General features: G+C 70.0%; 1 protein-coding gene. It reads right to left on the reverse strand.

Annotation, left to right across the window (positions count from 1 at the left end):
• The coding region (locus tag AB8Z36_RS40760; RefSeq protein ID WP_369218384.1) for a DUF4429 domain-containing protein at positions 1 to 691 on the reverse strand (691 nt) is incomplete at its 3' end.
• Positions 692 to 969 lie beyond the last annotated feature (278 nt).

The raw sequence follows: 969 nt of genomic DNA on the forward strand, positions 1-969 counted from the left end.
GCGGGAGGCGGGCCTGCACGGCGGCGGCGACCAGGGCCATCAGCGGGTCCTTCTTGAAGCCCCAGAGCTCCACGGCGTTCGGGTCGTACTTCGGCGGGGCCTTGGTCGGGGCGTTCCGTACGGTGAAGCGGAGGCAGCCGTTCTCCAGACCGGCCGCGGGCTGCCACTCCACCGCCTCGATGTCGGCGAGCGCCAGGGACCGGGTGCCGACCGCCGACTTCGCCTCCTCGGTCTTCCAGTTCCACTCCAGGCGTACGTGGTCGCCGTCGAAGCTCGCGGTGCCGTCCCCCGCGGAGACCGAGAGCGGCACGGAGGGGCCCGCGAGGAGGTAGGCGTCGCAGGGGGCGGCCGGGACCTGTTCGATCAGATGGGCGTTGCGCACCTCGTCGACGAGGTACTCCGCGACGCCGTACCGGTCCGGCTCCACCGTGAGCTGATAGGGGTCCGAGGCGTCCATGAGCTGGCCGCCCGTCGCCTGGAGCAGCGGGTCGGCGCCGTCGCGCAGCCGCAGCCGCAACCGGCCCGCCTTCTTGCCCTGCTCGAAGGCGATGCCCGCCAACGCGCCCAGCGGCACGGCCAGTTCACCGAGCGTCTTGCGCAGCAGCGACACGCTCTTGTCGTGCCCGGGCACGAGGCGCAGCGTCTCCCCGTCGAAGGTCCAGGTCCCGTCGCGCTGGATGATTTCCGCCATGCCGGGATTCTCGCACCGACTCCTCGGACAGATGGTCTACACCCCTTGACCCCTTATGGACCCGGGGTTACCAATGGGGACCGTTCGATTGCTGTGCACCACAGTTGCGCCACCTTCACCGACAGTTCGCCGAAGGGACCCGCTGGTGAGAACAGACGTGAGAACGCACACGAGAACGTTTCCGGGAACCCGCGTGAGAACGCTTCCGGGGATGCGCCAGACACCGACTCGGCTGCTCGGCTCGCTGCTGCTCGTGGCCGCGGCCGGTCTCTCCTCCG

Source organism: Streptomyces flavofungini (assembly GCF_041028215.1).
GTDB lineage: Bacteria > Actinomycetota > Actinomycetes > Streptomycetales > Streptomycetaceae > Streptomyces > Streptomyces flavofungini_B.